The sequence below is a fragment of the bacterium genome, from assembly GCA_041648665.1.
Classification (GTDB): Bacteria; UBA10199; UBA10199; order 2-02-FULL-44-16; family JAAZCA01; genus JAFGMW01.
Map to the genome: position 1 here is coordinate 1 of JBAZOP010000020.1, position 14,801 is coordinate 14,801.

22 protein-coding genes are annotated in these 14,801 nt (G+C 61.2%); 4 read left to right on the forward strand and 18 right to left on the reverse strand.

Going from position 1 to position 14,801, the window contains the following annotated elements:
- The 6 genes from WC683_08495 to WC683_08520 form a co-directional block, all read right to left on the reverse strand.
- Window positions 1-535 (reverse strand): hypothetical protein (locus tag WC683_08495; protein MFA4972639.1); only part of this gene is annotated, 535 nt, incomplete at its 3' end.
- Window positions 536-723: 188 nt separating this feature from the next.
- Window positions 724-1,002 carry a hypothetical protein gene (locus WC683_08500; GenBank protein MFA4972640.1) on the reverse strand — a complete coding sequence of 93 codons (279 nt, stop codon included), beginning with the start codon at window positions 1,000-1,002 and terminating at the stop codon, window positions 724-726.
- Window positions 995-1,198: a hypothetical protein gene (locus WC683_08505; protein MFA4972641.1), complete on the reverse strand. Its 204-nt coding sequence runs from the start codon at window positions 1,196-1,198 to the stop codon at window positions 995-997. The genes WC683_08500 and WC683_08505 overlap by 8 nt, the downstream gene beginning before the upstream one ends.
- On the reverse strand, window positions 1,195-3,081 hold the full coding sequence (locus WC683_08510; protein ID MFA4972642.1) for a hypothetical protein: 1,887 nt from the start codon (window positions 3,079-3,081) through the stop codon (window positions 1,195-1,197). The genes WC683_08505 and WC683_08510 overlap by 4 nt, the downstream gene beginning before the upstream one ends.
- Entirely contained in the window at window positions 3,081-5,213 is a 2,133-nt protein-coding gene (locus tag WC683_08515; protein MFA4972643.1) for a phage terminase large subunit, read from the reverse strand. Before WC683_08515 ends, WC683_08510 begins: the two co-directional genes overlap by 1 nt.
- Window positions 5,214-5,860: 647 nt before the next feature.
- Window positions 5,861-6,259, reverse strand: a complete 399-nt coding sequence (locus WC683_08520; GenBank protein ID MFA4972644.1) for a DUF5681 domain-containing protein — start codon at window positions 6,257-6,259, stop codon at window positions 5,861-5,863.
- 167 nt (window positions 6,260-6,426) lie between these two features.
- On the opposite strand from WC683_08520, the gene WC683_08525 reads away from it, so the two are divergent.
- The 4 genes from WC683_08525 (at window position 6,427) to WC683_08540 (ending at window position 8,484) form a co-directional block, all read left to right on the forward strand.
- Window positions 6,427-6,756 carry a hypothetical protein gene (locus tag WC683_08525; GenBank protein ID MFA4972645.1) on the forward strand — a complete coding sequence of 110 codons (330 nt, stop codon included), beginning with the start codon at window positions 6,427-6,429 and terminating at the stop codon, window positions 6,754-6,756.
- A 77-nt stretch (window positions 6,757-6,833) separates the two neighbouring features.
- On the forward strand, window positions 6,834-7,076 hold the full coding sequence (locus WC683_08530) for a hypothetical protein (protein MFA4972646.1): 243 nt from the start codon (window positions 6,834-6,836) through the stop codon (window positions 7,074-7,076).
- A gap of 1 nt (window position 7,077) precedes the next feature.
- Window positions 7,078-8,229 carry a DNA polymerase III subunit beta gene (locus WC683_08535; GenBank protein ID MFA4972647.1) on the forward strand — a complete coding sequence of 384 codons (1,152 nt, stop codon included), beginning with the start codon at window positions 7,078-7,080 and terminating at the stop codon, window positions 8,227-8,229.
- 57 nt (window positions 8,230-8,286) lie between these two features.
- Complete coding sequence (locus tag WC683_08540) at window positions 8,287-8,484, forward strand: hypothetical protein (protein MFA4972648.1); 198 nt, start codon at window positions 8,287-8,289, stop codon at window positions 8,482-8,484.
- 40 nt (window positions 8,485-8,524) lie between these two features.
- Here WC683_08540 and WC683_08545 read toward each other — a convergent pair whose 3' ends face one another.
- The 12 genes from WC683_08545 to WC683_08600 all read right to left on the reverse strand — a co-directional run bounded on the left by WC683_08545 (window position 8,525) and on the right by WC683_08600 (window position 14,609).
- On the reverse strand, window positions 8,525-8,926 hold the full coding sequence (locus WC683_08545) for a phage holin family protein (protein MFA4972649.1): 402 nt from the start codon (window positions 8,924-8,926) through the stop codon (window positions 8,525-8,527).
- A 308-nt stretch (window positions 8,927-9,234) separates the two neighbouring features.
- Window positions 9,235-9,471 (reverse strand): hypothetical protein, encoded by a 237-nt coding sequence (locus tag WC683_08550; protein MFA4972650.1) that lies wholly within the window; start codon window positions 9,469-9,471, stop codon window positions 9,235-9,237.
- Window positions 9,472-9,580: 109 nt separating this feature from the next.
- Window positions 9,581-9,814 carry a hypothetical protein gene (locus tag WC683_08555; GenBank protein ID MFA4972651.1) on the reverse strand — a complete coding sequence of 78 codons (234 nt, stop codon included), beginning with the start codon at window positions 9,812-9,814 and terminating at the stop codon, window positions 9,581-9,583.
- A complete protein-coding gene (locus WC683_08560) occupies window positions 9,804-10,253 on the reverse strand; it encodes a hypothetical protein (GenBank protein MFA4972652.1) in 450 nt (149 codons plus the stop codon). Before WC683_08560 ends, WC683_08555 begins: the two co-directional genes overlap by 11 nt.
- Entirely contained in the window at window positions 10,240-11,301 is a 1,062-nt protein-coding gene (locus tag WC683_08565) for a DegT/DnrJ/EryC1/StrS family aminotransferase (protein MFA4972653.1), read from the reverse strand. Before WC683_08565 ends, WC683_08560 begins: the two co-directional genes overlap by 14 nt.
- Window positions 11,301-11,990 carry a hypothetical protein gene (locus WC683_08570; protein MFA4972654.1) on the reverse strand — a complete coding sequence of 230 codons (690 nt, stop codon included), beginning with the start codon at window positions 11,988-11,990 and terminating at the stop codon, window positions 11,301-11,303. The genes WC683_08565 and WC683_08570 overlap by 1 nt, the downstream gene beginning before the upstream one ends.
- Window positions 11,984-12,871 (reverse strand): hypothetical protein, encoded by an 888-nt coding sequence (locus tag WC683_08575; GenBank protein ID MFA4972655.1) that lies wholly within the window; start codon window positions 12,869-12,871, stop codon window positions 11,984-11,986. Before WC683_08575 ends, WC683_08570 begins: the two co-directional genes overlap by 7 nt.
- Complete coding sequence (locus WC683_08580) at window positions 12,864-13,181, reverse strand: hypothetical protein (GenBank protein MFA4972656.1); 318 nt, start codon at window positions 13,179-13,181, stop codon at window positions 12,864-12,866. Before WC683_08580 ends, WC683_08575 begins: the two co-directional genes overlap by 8 nt.
- Complete coding sequence (locus WC683_08585; protein MFA4972657.1) at window positions 13,174-13,467, reverse strand: hypothetical protein; 294 nt, start codon at window positions 13,465-13,467, stop codon at window positions 13,174-13,176. Before WC683_08585 ends, WC683_08580 begins: the two co-directional genes overlap by 8 nt.
- Complete coding sequence (locus WC683_08590; protein ID MFA4972658.1) at window positions 13,448-13,738, reverse strand: hypothetical protein; 291 nt, start codon at window positions 13,736-13,738, stop codon at window positions 13,448-13,450. Before WC683_08590 ends, WC683_08585 begins: the two co-directional genes overlap by 20 nt.
- 10 nt (window positions 13,739-13,748) lie before the next feature.
- Window positions 13,749-13,946, reverse strand: coding sequence for a hypothetical protein (locus WC683_08595; GenBank protein ID MFA4972659.1), 198 nt, complete (start codon window positions 13,944-13,946; stop codon window positions 13,749-13,751).
- Between the two features lie 3 nt (window positions 13,947-13,949).
- Entirely contained in the window at window positions 13,950-14,609 is a 660-nt protein-coding gene (locus WC683_08600) for a DUF5131 family protein (GenBank protein ID MFA4972660.1), read from the reverse strand.
- Window positions 14,610-14,801 lie beyond the last annotated feature (192 nt).

Genomic DNA, 14,801 nt, shown 5'->3' on the forward strand with positions numbered 1-14,801 from the left:
CGTTCTCCTGGTCAGTGGCCATCTTCTCTCGTTCGAGCGTGGCCTGGGTGTCGCGCCACTTGTTGAGGTCGGCCTGCTCCTGGCTCTTTAGCCCAAACTCATCGCCCCACTGCTTCTCGCTCGTGTCCTGCTGGCGAGTGGACAAGTCCATCGCAAACTGATCGCCCGTCTTCTTCCAGTCGAACTCATTGCCCCACTGGTAGGCGTTCTGGTTGAACTCGTTCTGCCACTGGTTGTATGCCTGAGCCATCTGCGTCCAGGGCATAGCCTGTTGGTTGAAAGCGACGGTCGCCTGCAACTGCTCTGGCGTCATGTTCTGCCACTGTGTAACGTCCCAGGGAGCGTTGTTGAACCAGTTGGGCATTTCGTAGGCAGGCATCTCGGAATAGACAGCCCCGTTGACAGAGTTGGTCTGTTGCGGCCCACCCCACCAGGGGTAGTTAGCCTGAATGCCCGTGAGGCCGCCAGGCCACGAAGCGCCGCTCGACTGTTGGCCAGTGAGGCCGCCACCAGCAGGAGCGGAGTTGGATTGCATAATCCCGTAAGGGTAACTGGGTTGATTGGGCTTTTGCCAGGAGCCTTGCTGCCCCACTGGCCACTGTTGGAATGGCCCCTCCGGACCTCGTGGCGGCGTAGCCCAACCACCGCTAGTACCACCCTGTCCGGGCTGCAACTGCCCCGGCCACTGCTGGGGCATCCACTGGTTAGTCATGGGGAACTGGCTCATCTCTCGCCTCCAAAGTTCTTGATTAGTCTAAAGAGTTCCTTGCCAGGGTCGGTTCCGGGAGGAGCGTTTCTTGCTACCCACTCCAGTACCTTGTCGGTCTGGTGCGTAAGGAGCAGGGGCTTGATGCGGTTGTCGAACATCTTCTGCTGGTCTTCCCGGCTCATCTGCTCGGTCAGGGGCATCTCCATGCGGGGAAGCCCCTCTACCGTCTTGCGTATCTTGTCCTTGGCGGTGAGCGTTGCTTCTAGGTACTGGTCAGGCCAAGCCTTAGCCATCTATCTCACCAAGCGCCTCGCGGATAAAGTCGGTACTGATAATCACATACACAGGCTCCGGGCCGAGCGCCCGGCTGGTGAAAATGAGCGACGGGTTGTCACGCCAGTACCCAACGAAGTCCATACCTTCAAGCCATCTCTGAACACCAGTTCCCTGGCTTAGCGCGTGTACTTCCTCGTTGCTTAGAATCCTCATCGTCTAGGCGCTCCTGGCGGCATCGGGGGCATGGGCGGGCGTCCTTGTGGCATCATGCCTGGTGTGGGCATGGGGCCGGGGGAACCACCCATTGCCTGTGGCGACATCAGATTCGTGGGCACGCCCGTAGGCATTCCCATCGGCTGACCAGGCATTCCACCCGGCCCCATCGCCATCTGACCGGGCATCCCACCTGGCGCTCCTGACGGCATACCACCACTCTGCATCATCGCCTGCATAATCTCAGGCGGCATTCCCTGGGGAGCGCCCATAGGCGGTTGCTGCGGCGGGGCCGGTTGCTTCGGTTCTGGTAGCCCGTACTGCCTGGCAGCGAGAGTGGCAAGGTACTGGCGCATCTCGTCCTGGCGCTCAACGTACTCGACCAAGATCGCCTGTTCCTCGCGTTCGGGGTCTTCGATGTCGAAGTATTTCTCTTGGATGGTGCGGCGGCTGAAGGGGCACTTGTCTTCCATGCCCAATAGCTGCATCCCCATCTGCTGCTTTCTCATCTTGTCGGCGGCAGTTTCCGTGTCCACTACCACGTCAATGCGGAAGCCCTGCATGTCCTTCCCGCTCATGCCGATCATCTCCACCGTGGGGAGCTTCGCCCCAGGTGTCTTGCAGGCGACCACCACCTTCTCATCCTCGGAGTAGTAGAGGCAGAGGCCGATGATGAGGTCGTAGATGCGGGCCAGGGTGCGAGCGTAGGAGTCAACGTCAATGGCCAGCCAGGTAGAGGCAGCATCGGCTACGCCGTGGAAAGTGACACCTGACATACGGGTGTCGGAACCTGGCATGTCGCCCATTGCCATTGAGGGCATCCCGACAGCCTGAATCTCCTCCTGGAATATCTGGAGCATGGTGTTGGCTTCGGGGGAAGGGCCAGCGTTTTGGAGAGGCTGAATCTGCCAACCGGCAGGCACGGTCTTGATGCGCCCGCTCTCGACGGTGAGTTCCCAATCAGGCGGCACGTCCTGGGCTTCGGGGCTGGTCTGCTGGATGATGTACATATTGTCGGCAGCACGGGTGAGACGAAGCATCTGGCGCGATGCGGCCCGATCCCAGTTCTTGATCGTCTCACGGATGCTATGTACCCAGCCGGTTCCCCAATACTCCGGGGCGGTCAGGTGGAAGGGCTGTGTGAACCAGGTGATGTAAGGGAGCCAGCGATAGCCGGGCATCTCGGCTGCGGGCTTCAACACCGTCTCGTCGGCCCAGATGGCGTTGTAGATCAGGTCTCCGTCCCACCACCAGTAGTCAACGTAGGTGACTTCATCGGAAGTATTGTCGTGGGGATTATCTCCCCCTCCCAGGTCAACTCCCCACTCTCGTTCCACGTCCGCCCGTCGTCGCTGGATGGCGTACATGCAGGAGTTGAAACGCTCGTGCAGGCCGCCCGTCTCGTAGTAGAGGTAGCGGGGGTCAACAGGCACCCACTCGATAGGAACATCCAGATCGTTGCCGCCATCCTGCCTCTCTATGTTCCAGGTGACGCGCCAACTGCCCCACCCCCTTACGCCGCCGTTCTCCACGCCCAGGAGCTTCACCGGCCCGAAGCGCAGTTCGTTCTCCTGCCCCACGCCCAGAAGGAAGCGCTCCAACTGGCCGCTGAGTTCATTCCCCCGCTTGCTAGGTTTCTTCGGCGTAGCCAGGGGACGGGGCTGGTTCTGAGTAAAGAGGCCGGTAATGTGGCGGGTGAGCTTCAGGGGGAGAGCGGTGGCAATGCGGATGTCGTCATTACTGACCGGCGAGGCCCAGCCGAATGCCTTATCGTGATCCAGTTCAACAATCGCGTCTCGTTGGTCGAAGTCCGTATCCCGCTGACGGAAGATAGACTTGAGGTATGAGAGCTTGTCGTTAGCGGTCTCTACGGAAAACTCCACTATCTTCCTCCGGCAAACTGAGGCTTACCCACTTCCAGGGCCTTGTACTGGGGCCGACGCAGGGCGCAGACGACATAGCGCAGGGCGTCAAGGGCGTGGTCGTTGGTCTTGTCCGGCTCATCCACGTTCACGCTGTGCCCGCCCCGATCCCGCGTCTTCCAGACGTAGGACTCAAACTCGGCGAGGGTGTTGGGGCAGGCAGGGGACACGGTGAGGCGGGGGCGACCATCACCGGCAGTGGCGATGTAGTTCTGCACTTCCCGGATGCCCTCCAGCACCTTCGAGTTGTGCTCCCGCACCGGCAGCCCCGCCTTGCGCAAAGCCCCCACCAGGCCAGGAGCGGAGCGGTCAACATAGACCGCCTCGAAGGGATACTTCTCTTTGAGCGCCGCCGCCGCCTTGACCTGGGCTTCCTGCAACTGCTGTCTCTGGTACCACTCGTCGGCGACGTGGACTCGCCCGTCCCCGTCTACCCCTACCACTAGCAGCACGGCGGGGTTGGTAAAGCCCTCATCCACTCCCATAAACCAGCGCACCATCTCGGCGGGGTTGCGGTCGCGGACGTGCGACTCTCTATTGAACAGGTGGTAGACCAGGCCCTCGAAGGAGACGAACTCGGCGTTCAACTCCTGGTCGGCGAAGAGGCCGTTGTAGGCGTCCTGGAGCGACAGGACGAACTCCTGCGCCAGGTAGGGGTTGTCCATCGTCTTCGAGCGGAAGACCGTCATCTGGTCGAGCTTGTAGTAGAGCCAGTTACGGCCCTTGGGCGTAGAAGTCACCCAGCAAGGCCCGGCCTTCCCATCGGCACGCAGACGCCCGATCACGATGTCCCAGGTAAAGGGGTCGCACATGGCGGCCTCATCTATCCAGGCCCAGTTGATGTTCGGGCCTCGAAGCCGGTCAGGGTTCTCTGCCGAGCGAAACAGAATCTCCGCGTTCCCCGGAAGACTCACCTTCATCTCTGTCCGGTTCAGTTGAGCCGGAGAGCCTATCAAGTCCAGGAACGTCTTCATCGTGGCATCGCGGAGCATGGGGTAGGTGTTGCCGCACCAGACAGGCTTACCGTTGCGCCGAACGTAGACAATCCCGCTTGGCACCTCTACGCAGTAGACCCGCCCAGTGTAGTGCTCCTTGTGCCAGTGTTCGGGGTTTGGGGAAGGGAAGTTACGCTTGGCCGTGCGGATGCCGACGTAGTACATGCCGTCTTTCGTCTGCGAGACGTTAGCGGCGAAACCTGCCTTGAAGGCGATTTCCTGGAGGTCATCTGCCAGTTGCCTAGAAGCCGTCCACATCTGGGTCTGGTCGTGCTTGCCCTTCTTGGCGTGGCCGTCCCCGACGATAAAGCCCTTCAGGAAAGCCCGTAGGTAAGATGCCGGAGCAGCCTTGATCCAGTAGGGCACTGCCTTCGTTTTGGCCTTGCCGTACCGGACGAACTGCTTGGCGATCTCCTTGCCGTAGACGGTGTAGTTGAAACCGCCGCCAGTACGAGCATCCTTGGAGAACTTGGGGAAGTTGCGAGCCATGAGGTCGTCAACGTAAGCGCAGTCTTTCTTCTGCGTGACGACAACGCGGTTCTTCTTCTTGCTAGACTCGGCATAGCCCTCGGCGAACCAGAAGCCAAGGAACTCGTACCAGTCTTCGGTTTCGCAGATAGGCTCGGCGTTCCACTCGGCAGTCTTGGCAAAGCGGTAGTCCCACTTACCGTAGATTTCCTCTGCCGTCCTGATGCCAAACCCGTTGTGCTTGAACGACACCCAGCAACGGTGATTGGGCGTCACCGCCAGGTCTATCTCCTGCGAGGCGACGTAAAGCAGGTCGCCATCGTAGGGGAAGTCGAAGTGGTTCAGCGGCTTCTCGTACTCAAGCGTCTTCCCATTCTTCAGGGAAGCAACCCGGTCGTCTTCGCGGAGGTCGGGAAACTTCACCCACCCCCGCTTCTCCGTCAGTATCTCGGTGGACGGGTGGTAGCATGGTGCAACCACAAGCCCCGTCGTGCGTGGTTGGCAGTGCATCCCGGCCTTTATAGCACCGGCATAGGTCTTGCCCGACCCAATTCCACCGATGTAGGCAGTAAACCTGTCCGGGCATTCTATGAATCTGGCCTGTACATCGTGTACCTCTAACCGGGGCACTTACCCTCGACTTTTTCGTTTTTTCTGTAGCGGAATGGCAATATTTAGCAACGCATTTCGCTATGGCGAACTAAGCGAATTCGCCAGGCGAAAAACCTATATAGGGAAAGAGAAAGGCGAAATTCTTCGTTTCGCTTTTCTCTTTCTCTATAGGCGAAGCGAAAAGCGAAAAGGCTTGGGAAAGACTAAACGTTAGCGATGCGAAGATCGAAAATGGGGGTGGTGGTTTCGCCATGAGGGCTGATGGTTAGGGAAGTTCAAGGGTTTTTGGTTTTGAGAAATACGGTAGGGAGTGAAGAGCAGGAGGGGTATAGGCTTTGGGGGAGGTAGGGTATGGGATAATCGTCAGTGATCGTCGCTCGCTACGCTCGCAGCCCCCACCACCCCACCACACCCCTACCACGCTTCGCCGCCCCTTGGGTATCTCGCCGGTACACAGCCACCTACCCTATCCCATCCCTCCCACTATCATCGTCGCCTAGGGCCCTAGCGCGTCGCTGTAGCGCGCCAACCCTACTCTTGAGTATGAAGATACTAGTGCCTAGCATCGCGTGCAGCACAGCGCGTCCTAGGCCCCTCTGCGTGGATGCATGTTATGTCGAGTATCATGGCTGGTCTAGCTTACGATAATAGTCGTTATCGCAACGTCAGCCGTCAGCCGGTGGCTCGTCGAGTAGGCGAACCGAACCGTCTACATCATCGGCAGGTGGAGCAAGGGCGGGATCGTCTCGGCGAACAATCACGAAGGAGAGAGCCGTACCATCTCCCGGGTTCAGGTCCACCGTTTGAGTAGGCTTGCCCAGCGTATAGGCCAACACCACTTCCGCCGCTTTTACCGATGGGCGCTTGCTGGTGGCCATCCTGATCAGGCTACGGAAGATGGCAGTGACGTCCTCCTCGCTCACCGTCCGTAGCGCAGCCGCCATCAGGCGCGCCTGATCCTTAGGCCTCCCTCCCGGGTTCCCCGACTGACCCGGCTTCCATAGGTTCCTCTCTAGCGCTTCCGGTAGTGCTCTGGTGCTGCCGCTGGTGCTCTCACCGTCTATCGTTCACTCCCCTTACTATTGCCATCCACCTAATCTCAGCGGGTCGCCAGTGATGGCAAATTGCCCAAAATAGAACATATGATCTATTGACAAGCGCCTATCTATCTGCTAGACTGTCTCCATCAGGCAGCAACGCACCGGCCACCTAACCTAACGGAGGGAACACAATGGCACGCATTAGCAAGGCAGACCACGACAAGGCGCTTGAGTACCTTCGTGAGTACGTCAAGCCAGGCGACACGGTTTACACCATCCTACGGCACGTCTCGCGCTCTGGCATGGCACGCGATATCGGCGTGGTCGTGATGGTAAACGGCGAGCCCTATGCAATCACTCACCTGGTGGCACGGGTTCTAGGGCTGCGGCAATCCGAAACTGGCATGGGAACCGGCGTGCGCGTGACCGGGGCGGGTATGGATATGGGATTTTCCATAGCCTATGACCTATCTTGGGCACTCTTCGGCGACGGCTACACGCTCAAGCATCGGTGGCTATAGCGTTTGCCCATCGACATACCGGGCCATCCGTGGCCCGGCAGTGGGCGGGCAAGCCCAACACAATCAGGAGGCATGACATGGAGCGTACAACCTGGAGCCGAGACCGGTACTGGATCGGCCACAAGCGCGGTCAACTAGCGGGCGAAGTGTTTGCCAGTAAGGTACAGCCCACACCGGACACTCACGGGCATCTGTACGCCTACGTCACCGGCCCGTTCCTCACCCGCCGCGCTGCCGAGTGGGGTACTCCCTACGGGGCGCACTGGGCCACCATTGCCGAGGCCGAACGATACGCCAAGCGCGACCATAAGGAGGCATGACATGGACAACCCAACCCTCGACGTTCAGGTGCTATCGGGCGACCTTCGCGCCGCACTGGCGAACGTGAAGCGGGCGATCAACCCGCGCTCTAGTCTCCCCATACTCACCTATGGCATGGTCGAGACTGACAACGGGCGGCTCACCCTGCGCGGCACGAACCTGGAGGTAGCAATCTCGCAGACTATCAGCGCTAAGGTAGCGGGCGAAGGTCGCGCCGTTATCCCCGTGCATCAGTTGGCCGCCTCGCTCCCCGCCAAACCCGCCGGGCCGGTGCGTATCACAGCCAACGGTCAGGACGTATCCGTTACGCTGCCGGGCGGCGCAGTGCTCAACTATCACACCGAGGCGCCGGAGGACTATCCGTCTCCGGTGCGCCCGCCCGATCGTGAGCCTGACGCCTACTGGGCCGGGCAGGAGTTGGCCCGTGCCGCCTCGGTAGTGGCCCGCGCCGCCGCACCCGACCAGGAGCGCCCGATATTGGCGGGTGTACAAGTGGAGTTTGGCGAAGGCCGGGCCACTATGGCAGCCGCCGACAGCTTCCGGCTTGCACTCTATCACCTGGAGGCCGGTGCCACCGGGCCAAAGCGCAGCATCATCGTCCCCGCCGCTTCACTGCGGATACTGGCGCAACTAATCGGCAGGCCCGCCAAGCTGGCAGTAGATAACGAGCCAGTCAGCATGTGGATACTGGAGGAGCGGAGCCAGGTCGTGTTCTCTAGTGGCCCCTGGGTACTGGTATCGCAGCTGGTGAAGGGAGTGTTCCCCGACTATCGCCAGATCATCCCTCACACTAGCACGGCGCACGTCATCCCAACGGGCGAATTGCTGAACGCCGTCAAGGTTATGCGCCCGATGGCGAAGCAGGCCAACGGCATACTCCGCTTTGCCTCGACTGACCAGAAGCCCGGCACGCTCGGAGTCTCGGCAGTGGCAAGCGGCGAAGGCGAGGGCGTGGTATGGGTGCGGACTGATAGCCCGCTGCCCTATCGCTTCGCCCTCAATAGTAAGTACGCCCTTGACGCACTGGAGACTATCGGCACTGACCGCCTGATACTGGGCCTCAATGGCGGGCCATCCTCGCCGGTCACGATCCAGCCTACTGACGGGGAACTGCTGACCTGGGTCATCATGCCCATGTATGTGGCCGACTAGCCTAGCACTCGCAGGGGCGGGCCTGTCCCGCCCCACTACTGACAAGGAGACTAGCCCATGACTGACAAGCCTAAGCAGTTGGCCCTAATGATCCGGCCTACCCGCTCCGATCTAGCCCTGCTAGACCGGCTGACTAGCGCCTACCGCACCAGCAAGGTGGGGGCAATCCGCCTGGCACTGGCCTACTTGGCCCAGCACGGCCCGCTCAAAGTAGAGATACCCGCCGATGATGATGAGACCGAGAAGGAGGCATGACCCATGTCCTACCCCAGGACTAGGCCACCACCAGGCCCGCCTAACTAGCGGGCCCTTCCCCCTTCCCCCTGAGCACTGCGATGGCATCCACTAGCACCTGCGGTAGCGGTACACCCGCCTCGCCTAGGTTCTCCGTCACGCTGATCGCCTCGATGGCACAGTACCACATGGCACCGGCGTCTCGCAGGTGCAGCCCCGCACCCGTAAGGCAGTCAACTTGGGCCAGCAGGAATACGGCCAGCCACGTTGCTACTTTCTTGCTCAGACCGCGCCACCCCACGCACGAGGATACCCTACCCTCTGGGATGGCTGCGGCTATGCCCGATGCTATGTCTAGAAACTGTAGGACTAACAGACCTGTGAGCAACGGACTCCAGCCTCCGAGTAGGGCGACGATGGCAGCGAGCACGGCGGCTAGAGCGTACTTCAATTGCAAGAACATAGGCGGCCTCTAACGGTAGGATGGGGAGCGGGCGGGGACTGCGCCGTCACCCGCCCATTGCGGTGCCGCTGGGCACCGGCATGGCATATGGGGTGGGGTAGGATTTGCACCTGTTGACTGTCCAGCCCGCATGGGCGAGAGTTACGACTGTTACGCTCCCACCTAGTACACTGCCCTGCGATGGCCGGTCATGACTCCGGCCACCCACAGGGGCGGGGCATCCACCTTGCGTGCCGACGTGAATCCCCTAAAGTCCCGCCGTGTTCCGCTTGACTCCGCACGCACAGAGGCTTGGCGGGATCTATTTCTTACCAGTAACACCACTCGCAGAGCAGGTCGCCCTCATCATCGTGCCACTCGTGGCCGGGCGGGATGTAGCGCCCACATTCCAGACAATGACGGCCATCCTCGACTATCACCCGATGGTTGCGAGTTGAGGATGCCCGCTCGTCTAGCACCGGCCAATCAGCGTCATGTCGGTCGGCGGGGTACTGCCGGGCACACTCGGGGCAGAGCGTGACATCATCGTCCGAGAACAACACCACCCCGCACTCCCGGCACCGGCGAACCGGGCCATCATAGCGGGACTGCCTTACTACTCCGAGCTTGCGCCTGCGTGCGATATTCTAGCCTCTTGTGTAATTATACCACAGCCTAGTGTTCGCTAGGCGAACCATCGCCCGCTTCCTGCATATCCATCAGCATCCACACTCCCTTGTCCTGGACTAGCGGGAGGTAGGTGGACATGCGGTCGAGCACCGTCCAGGTAGCGGAGCGGGTGTAACCGATGAGCTTTTGCGCCTGCTTGGTGGTCAGCCCTTCCCCATGTAGCAGGTGCCAGCACAGGCGGCACACTGCCTCGGTGGTGGTGAGCCGGTCAGTCACCAAGCGCCAATGCCAGGTCGCAGTTGGGGGAGTGGCCGTCTTCTCGCGGCTTGTCACATATAGCGCAGAAATACCAAGGTGGGTCGCCGTCGTCGCTGTAGTAGGGTTGCCACTCCATCTGTCGCAGAAGTGCCCGTAGTACCTGATTGTCCCCACGGAAACGATCGGCTATGTCTGCAACGGCGGCGTCAAACATCTGCACGCCACGCAAGTGCTCTACCTCGTCGAGCAGGTCGGGTATGTCGGTGCGTGATTCGGCTGCCAGCGCGGCGTTTGCGATACACTGCGGGCATATGTCCTCAGCGTCGCCCAAGTACGCAGCGTTGTGGCCACCGAACACCAATCTCCAACTGCCGTCGTCTCGGTCGGCAACCTCCCACGGCCCCGGCGTAGCCCTCTGCACCCGTGCCTTGATCTCCTTCAGCCGCTCATCGGATAGCATCGACAGCCTCCTTCAGTGCCTTGCTAACCTCAGCCACATCATCCCGTGTCATCTGCACCGCGCTGGGCAGGGAGAGGGCGTGGTCGTAGATGTACCAGGAGTTCGGCCTGGTGCGCCTAGCGTGGCGCTCGCCCCGGTGGTCGTGGATCAACTGGCCGGAGATGGGGCGGAACATGCGCCGGGTCTCTATGCCCCGGTCTAGCAACTTGTCATGCACGGCGTCAGGGTCTACGCCTTCGGGAAGGAGCACGTTAGTCAGCCACCAGGCGGGGAACACGTCGCCCTGCGCCTCTTCTTGGAAGCGCCACCCGTCTAGCGTCTCCCTGTACCATGTGTTGAGGTCTTCCTTCTTCTCGGTTAGCTCCTCTATGCGATCCAGTTGCCCACATAGCAGGGCAGCACCGATAGGGTTGGGCCTGGCGTTCAGCCCTACCCGCTCGTGATTGAAACTCTTGCCCCGCCTGCCCTGATCCCATAGCAACTTTGCTATGTCGTACACCTGATCGTCGTCGGTCAGCAGCAGGCCGCCCTCGCCAGCGCCCAGGTTCTTGCTGCCGTTGAAGGAGAAGCACGCGATCCACCCGTGCCGCCCCACATCATCAGTGCCCAGGGCTTCGGCTGCATCCACGATGGCCCGCTCTGTTGGCACGGTAGCCACGTTCCCGAACAGGTGAACGGGGGTGTAGATGTAACTGCCGCTCTCCGTCCACGCCCGTACCGTCCAGGTGTCGGGGTCTACATCCTCAGTCGTGACGGTCAGGCCAGCACGGGCGGCGGCGTTGGCGGTGGCCCCGAACGTCAGGTCGGGCATCACCACAATGCGGTTGCTCGTGAGTTCGAAGGCGGCACGGTAGGCCAAGTACAAGGCGGCATCACAACTGGACGTGTACAAGGCGTGCTTGCGGCCATAGGTTTTGCAGAACCAGCCTTCGCAGCCCTCGATGTAGGCACGCCACTTTGGCCCCTGGCAGTTCCGCATCCAATCGAGAACACATTCCTCTTCAGCCTCGCCATAGTCGGCACGGGCGAGGGGGTAGCGGATTGCCACTACCCTTCTCCTGTTACCGCAGCGTACAGCGCATTCCATACAGCCGTGCCACTGCCCTGTATCGGCTCGTCCTTTTCAAGTCGAGCTTCCATTTCGTAGCACGAATTGGGATACAAATGGGACCACTTGCCAGGCACGAACTCAAAGCCGAGCTTGCTATACCACGCCTGGGCCACGGTATTCGCAGGCTTAGGGTGAACCACCCAACTGCTAGGGCGCACCATGCGGCTGAGCATGGCGTAGGTGCGTGACATGCTGCCCTTGCCATCGGGCCAACCCCGCAGGATGCCGTCCAGTTCGCACCGGGGCCACGACTCCCGGTCTAGCCTGAAGCCCATGTGCCCTATCGGATGCCCGGCAAGCAACTGGCCTTCGGGGTAGATCAAGTAGATGATGCGGGGGTAGGGGAAGTAACTGATGTCGAGCCACTTGGTATAGGTCTCGGCGTTCACGGTGGCCGGATCGGCGGGGTAGGCGTCCTTCGCCTCGTGCCGCCACGATGCCAGCATACCTACTAGGTCGGGATTGATAGCCAGCAGGTCACGGGTGATAGGCACAAGTGTGATGCCCTCCTGCACGGCGTAGTGCAGGGCCTCACTCTCGTTCTTCTGGTACTCGATCCAGTCCACACGGTCGTCGTAGGTGTAGCGCTGTGTCCAGTAGGTGTACCAGAGGTCGGGTGTCAGCACTGCGTATCCTCCACGAATCGGGCCAACTGCTCTCGGCTCTGCGCTTCGGCCTCAGCGTAGCGCCTACTCACGGCGTTCTCTCCGTTGCTGTCCGGCTCCACTTCCAACCGTGCCCGCTCCACCTCCAGTTCGTCGTACCCAAACGCTACCCCTACCAGGCCCAACCGACTCGCCTCGTACTGCTTCCTGGTGAACATGGAGTTCTCTGGTAGGATGGCGTAGCACCCACATAGCCCCGCCTCGGACATGATGAACGTGTCATAGTCCAGGCACAGCACATACTCCCGTGCCCGTAGGTAGCCCGCTAGTTCCTGCCGGTGGTGCGGCAACCCGAAGCGGAACCTGTGTATCTTGGGCAGCAACTTGGCTCCGTTGGGGATCGGGTCTATCCACTTGTGCGGCTGGTGATACAGGCAGCCGCCCTGCTTGGCCGGTAGGTCACGGGCATGGAACCACTGGTGCTCTACCGCTGGTAGGTACAACTCAGGGGCGTCCAACTCAGGCATCTTCGCCTTGTGGAACACATAGACCTGCTCCCCTTCCACTTCCCCTGGCGTCCACGCTGTGCCCTCTATGTTGCGTTGTGTACCAGGAGGGGCCAGTACCCAGCGGATCACCCGCTTGGCACCAAAGGGATTGCCCGGCACCACTTCGGGATACACCACGGGCGCACCCTTCTCTAGCCAGTAGCGGAACTTCTCCATCTCCATGACGGGGACGTTCAGCCCGCCCAGGTCGTAGCCCGTGTTGAGGTCATAGCCTGGCTGCATGTAGGCCCGCTGGCCCATAGCATTGAGGTTGTGTACCAGATGGGCTAGTACCCGCTGGCCCCCGGACGTGGGGTCGAACCTAGCCCCGGCGACGATGTACGGTCTACTCATGCTCACCCCCTAACGCTCGCTCGATGTAGCCCAGTGCCGTGCCATCCTCGATCATCTCTGGCGTGACCCGCACGATGCGCCAACCACGGGCCGCTGCTTCGCTGTACTTCTCGCAGTCCTTACCGAACCCGATCGGCGAGGTGTGGCGGCCACCTACCCAGCGACCGCCTTCCACTTCCACCGCTACCATCTTGTCAGGCCAAGCGAAATCTAAGCGCCAGCGCCGCTCGCAGAAACGGTGTTCGCGCACCGGCTCCGGCAACCCAGCGGCGCGGATGTGCAGCGCCAGCGCGTCCTCGGCCTCACTCATCCGCGCCTCGCAGCGCCGCGTCCAGGGCACAGTCGGGGGCGTGGTCTGGCTGGTGCCCTTCGCAGTACGGGCATGAGTTCCAGCGGTCGTCCCCTGTGTCGCCGCTCCACTCCACCTCTCGCAGCACGCCCTCCAGCCGGGCCACGCGGGCACGCAGGCGGTCTACCTCGGCCAACAGGTGCGGTATGTCATCGCCCGCCGCTACAAGATCGTCGTATGTCTCTATGCCCTTCTCCCACCGCGCCCATATCTGCTTCAGGTCGGCGTCACTCAGTGGCGTCGTCATCGGCGGCCCCCTTGTCAGCCAACCACATCTCAGGTGGCGGGCCTTCGTGCGTCCATATTGTGCCTGGCCCGTAATCTGGGCGCTTAGGCTTGGCCGCTTCGAGCGCCATACGTAGCCGCTCCACCTCGGCCAGGAGGTCTATTGACGCCCCGACCAGGAACAGTATGGTACGCCGCTCTTCGTTCCGTGGTTGGCCCGCGTGTAGCGCATACTCCCACTCGCACCGCGCCCTAATCTCGCGCAGCCGCTCGTCACTCAGTAGCGTCGTCATTCGTGGCCTCCTAGCTGCACCGCTCGACAGTACGCAACAGGTACTCCAGCCGTTCCACTTCGGCCTCCAACTCCGCAATCCTCTCCCGCGCATGATCCAGGCAGCAGGAACCGTCCGGTGCGGCGACGTGCATCGTCTCCCCGTCCAGCGCCACGGACGCGGCGGCTTCGCGCAACAGGTCTAGGCTCATCCAGATAGGTTCACTCATCGGTCACTCTGTCCCCTTCGGCCATTCCTGGATCGTCTCTGGCCATCGCAGGTTCTCTTTAAGCCACACGGGCACGCCCGCTGTCCGCGCCTGGTCTATCAGCCCTTGTACCCACTCGCGCTTCGGCGGCGTCGCGCCCGGCCCTGTCATCGCGCCGATGATGAGCCACTCCAGCGACCCAGGGTCATGCCGCATCATTAGGTCTATCGGCCCCATAAGCGGCTCGGCGCTCAGGAACCGCGTCTTGGCCTGGGTGTTAGCCAGCGCCGCCAGCGCTCGCCCCGCCGTCTCATTGTCGATAGCCGTAGCCCCTACCCAATCCCTATCCATCCATACCATGTCCTCTAGGGCGAGGGGATATTTGGTGAGATATTGGTAGGTGTGCCAGGGCGCGTCGTCTGCCGCACGCAACACCGCCCCGATCCACTCATCTGGCACCCACGGGCCGAATAGGTCGGCCACCGAACACACGAATATCTTGCTAGGCGTCGCTACCTTCGCCGGTTCACCTAGCCGCTCCTCATGCAGCGTCGGCTCGAAGCTCATGCCAAACCGCTCGTAGGTCTTACGGGCATAGCAGTAGTCACAGCCGCGACGGCAGCCGGTGACAGGATTCCAGGTGTAGTCGCACCAGCTTATCTTCCCAGCCCCTTGTCGGTTCACCGCGTCACCTCCCCAGCCATGCTTGCCGCTCGCCCGCCTCTACCCGCTGTGTCCAGCCCCTCCGAGGCCGCGCCATCACTCACCCCCGCTAATCTTTCGTATCCCATTTCGCTTTTCGCTTCGCCTATAGAGAGAAGGGAAAAGCGAAATGGCTTTTCCCCTTCTCTCTTCGCCATTTCTCCAGGGGATTTC

Excerpts from the sequence above, each read along its gene's own strand:
- WC683_08595 (MFA4972659.1), bottom strand. The coding sequence starts at position 13,946 with ATGAGTGAACCTATCTGGATGAGCCTAGACCTGTTGCGCGAAGCCGCC.
- WC683_08545 (MFA4972649.1), bottom strand. The coding sequence starts at position 8,926 with ATGTTCTTGCAATTGAAGTACGCTCTAGCCGCCGTGCTCGCTGCCATC.
- WC683_08575 (MFA4972655.1), bottom strand. The coding sequence starts at position 12,871 with ATGAGTAGACCGTACATCGTCGCCGGGGCTAGGTTCGACCCCACGTCC.
- WC683_08590 (MFA4972658.1), bottom strand. The coding sequence starts at position 13,738 with ATGACGACGCTACTGAGTGACGAGCGGCTGCGCGAGATTAGGGCGCGG.
- WC683_08525 (MFA4972645.1), top strand. The coding sequence starts at position 6,427 with ATGGCACGCATTAGCAAGGCAGACCACGACAAGGCGCTTGAGTACCTT.
- WC683_08505 (MFA4972641.1), bottom strand. The coding sequence starts at position 1,198 with ATGAGGATTCTAAGCAACGAGGAAGTACACGCGCTAAGCCAGGGAACT.
- WC683_08540 (MFA4972648.1), top strand. The coding sequence starts at position 8,287 with ATGACTGACAAGCCTAAGCAGTTGGCCCTAATGATCCGGCCTACCCGC.
- WC683_08530 (MFA4972646.1), top strand. The coding sequence starts at position 6,834 with ATGGAGCGTACAACCTGGAGCCGAGACCGGTACTGGATCGGCCACAAG.
- WC683_08500 (MFA4972640.1), bottom strand. The coding sequence starts at position 1,002 with ATGGCTAAGGCTTGGCCTGACCAGTACCTAGAAGCAACGCTCACCGCC.
- WC683_08560 (MFA4972652.1), bottom strand. The coding sequence starts at position 10,253 with ATGCTATCCGATGAGCGGCTGAAGGAGATCAAGGCACGGGTGCAGAGG.
- WC683_08585 (MFA4972657.1), bottom strand. The coding sequence starts at position 13,467 with ATGACGACGCCACTGAGTGACGCCGACCTGAAGCAGATATGGGCGCGG.
- WC683_08535 (MFA4972647.1), top strand. The coding sequence starts at position 7,078 with ATGGACAACCCAACCCTCGACGTTCAGGTGCTATCGGGCGACCTTCGC.
- WC683_08580 (MFA4972656.1), bottom strand. The coding sequence starts at position 13,181 with ATGAGTGAGGCCGAGGACGCGCTGGCGCTGCACATCCGCGCCGCTGGG.